This window comes from Streptomyces sp. NPDC043870 (assembly GCF_056435785.1).
In genome coordinates, this window is sequence record NZ_JBWKDT010000121.1 from 1 (window position 1) to 2804 (window position 2804).

At 65.0% G+C, this 2804-nt stretch carries 2 protein-coding genes and 1 pseudogene; all 3 read right to left on the reverse strand.

Annotated features, from left to right (window positions below; translation table 11 throughout):
• Positions 1-86 precede the first annotated feature (86 nt).
• A pseudogene (locus AC0699_RS39525) lies at positions 87-479 on the reverse strand (transposase); the annotation flags it as partial.
• Between the two features lie 272 nt (positions 480-751).
• Complete coding sequence (locus AC0699_RS39530; RefSeq protein WP_478671485.1) at positions 752-2494, reverse strand: PP2C family protein-serine/threonine phosphatase; 1743 nt, start codon at positions 2492-2494, stop codon at positions 752-754.
• Positions 2495-2559: 65 nt separating this feature from the next.
• On the reverse strand, positions 2560-2804 hold a 245-nt coding region (locus AC0699_RS39535; protein ID WP_478671489.1), incomplete at its 5' end, for a hypothetical protein.

Genomic DNA, 2804 nt, shown 5'->3' on the forward strand with positions numbered 1-2804 from the left:
CCCAAGACCGTCCCACCCATGCAAAACCCCCGCTACACTCCCCACCGCCAGGCCGTTGACCAGCAGAAATACAGAAGTCCGGCTGGAGTACTAGTGGGCACGCTCGGAGCGGTCTTGACGCTCTGCGCGTCGATGACGCACGCGGTCGGCTCGGCCTTGCGTCCCTCCTGCTCCCGGACCAACCGGTGCAGGCGGACGCCCAGTTTCTCGATCGTGCCGTCGGCGGTCCGGGCGCTGAAGTGTGAGAAGACGTGGTGTGGGGCGGAAGTCGTGCGGAAGGTAGCGCCAGGGGATGCCGGTTCGGTTGACGTAGAGGATCGCGTTCATGACTTCACGCAGGTCGGCCACCTTGCCGCCGAGGTTGAGCGAGGTCTTCTGTCGCTCGGCTCGCCATGCGGGTGAGCGTCGGTTCCATCAGGGCCCAGCGGGGCGTCGGACAGATCGCTGGGATAGGACTTGCGAGGCGGCTGAGTTGTCATAACAGCACTGATATGGCAGGGAGTTGGGGTCCGTTACATCGCTCGTCCGGGTGACCGACAGGGGTGATCCGCTCATGTTCGAACCGGACAGGAGCTGTTGGCGCAGAACGCGACAGCACGCCCGACAGGAAGCGGGCGTCGCGCCTACATATTCGGGGCGAGGAGTGTCACTTGGCCGATCTCGGACGGCCGACAAAACAATCAGACCTGCACGTCAGCAGCGTGAACATCCTCTCAGAGGTCACGCAGACCGACTCAGCAAACTCGTTCGTTTATGGAGTAGTTGGCTCGATGGGTAGTCGGCTGCCGGGCACGTTCATCGATCTTGTCGAGGGCAACGCCTTCAGCACCAACACCGCAAGGTCGTCTTCGAGCGGCTCCGTGCTGGAGCCGTGGACGGACTGCCGCACGTGATGCGCCACCGCCCTCGCTCCCATTGCGGTGCACTGGCTCAGCGTTCTCGACAAGCCGTCGTCGTCGAACTGCAGGTTGCCTCTGCGGCGTCCGGTCACGCCATCAGTCACGCACAGGAGTACCTCCCCCGGTGCGAGGTCAAGGGAGTCGGCTCTGAACTGTGCATTGCGCTCGACGCCTAGGCGCGCCTGCGGCTGCGCCACAGGCCTCACTGTGCCATTGGCGGACAGTTTCAGCGGCAGCGGGTGCCCGGCACTGGCCAGCCTGCAATGCACACCGCCGGTGGCCCCGTACGGTTCCAACTCGCCGTACAACAAGGTAGGGAACCGTTCGTACGTATGCTCTCCTCCAGAGGACTTGATCTTGGCGCTGTCATCCGCCAGGGCAACGTTCAGCCGCTCGAGCACGGACTCGACGCCGTGACCCTCGCGGGCCAGAAGGCGCACCATGTGACGGACCAGCCCCTTAATGGACATCGCTTCGGAATCCTTGCCCTGGACGTCGCCGAGAAGGAAGCACCAACGGCCACCTCTCTTGCGAAAGAGGTCGTAGAAGTCCCTCCCGCCGCTCTGCCCCTTCTCATGTGGCTCGTAGATCACGGCTGCATCAAGCCCGGGCACGCGCGGGAGCGGGGCACGCAACCGGCGGCGCGCCGTCGCCACGGTCAGGCCCAGCAGCCTTGCCACATCCTTGACCTGACGCACCACAGTGTCCGGAACTTGCTGCTGCCCGACGAGACCCAACGCCAGAACACCTTGACAGGAGTCGCCCGTCATGAGTGGGAAGGCCCGTGCTACGCCTGCAGCGGGGCCGATGAGGGGCCAAGTGCTGATCGTGCCAGGGGGTGGATTGGGGCCGAGTAGTTCCCGCAGCGGTTCAACGCGCCGTTCGTCCACATGCCGGACATGCGACAGCCGCATCCTGCCTTGGGCCCCGGTCAGCCACACCCCACACCAGTCGGCGACCCGGGGCACCAGGAGCTGTCCTGCAAGTGCGGCAACCCGATCCTCATCAAACTGGCCGGCAAGAAGTTCACTCGCCTCCGCGAGCAAGGACGGGCGGAAATCATCCCGCTGTACACCCTGGCCCGGCGTTGCGGTGCACACGTGAGGCTCCATGGCACGGCGGGGTCCGCGAGCGCCGTCATACGCAGGAGACATTTCACCTTTATCTGCCGGCGCTTTCAAGCGGAACCTCACGGTGTACTCCGCCGGCGTATCCGTCCGGCTCCGACAGTCTTCGTCGTGGAGCGCAGATGTCCCGTCTGCAGTCGAGGAGGGGCGGTGTCCCGATATTCCGCGCCCTTTGCCCGGTTGGCGCTCGAGCACCGGGACGACTGTTGCCTCATCGTCCCGGAACGGGCCTTCGGCCAGCGGCGTGAGCGGCCACCGGCTGTCGTCGCACCGACAGACAACCTCGACTTCAGTACCCGTATCGCGGCCTTCCTCAATGCGGCAGATCACCTCGAGTTCGCTGCCGGCGTGCACAACAGCCTCGCTGACCAACTCCTCCACCCGACGGACGACGGCATCAATCAACTGCTCACCGTCCTGCGTCTCAAGACTCGAAACAGTGACCTCATGGGCGAGCAGGGTGCGCACGAACGTCCCCGCCCTGGCAACCGTCTCACCTGTCGGGAGCAGCCTGGTACGTGACACCGAGACCCTCAAGCGAGAGGACGACGGCTCCATGGACCACCTCGCTGGTGCTGCGAACTAACCGGAATGCATCGGAATACATCTGCACAGGCCGTGGACTTCTGGATCGCACGCACCGGCCCCTCGGTTCGTCGCGCCTTCGCGCGTGCCCTGGCCATCAGGCCCAGTGCGACGTCGACGGCGAGGAACCCCAGAAGGCTGATACCGAGCAGCGGTACGAACCAGCCCACGAGTGCGGTCGCCGCGGCGAGCG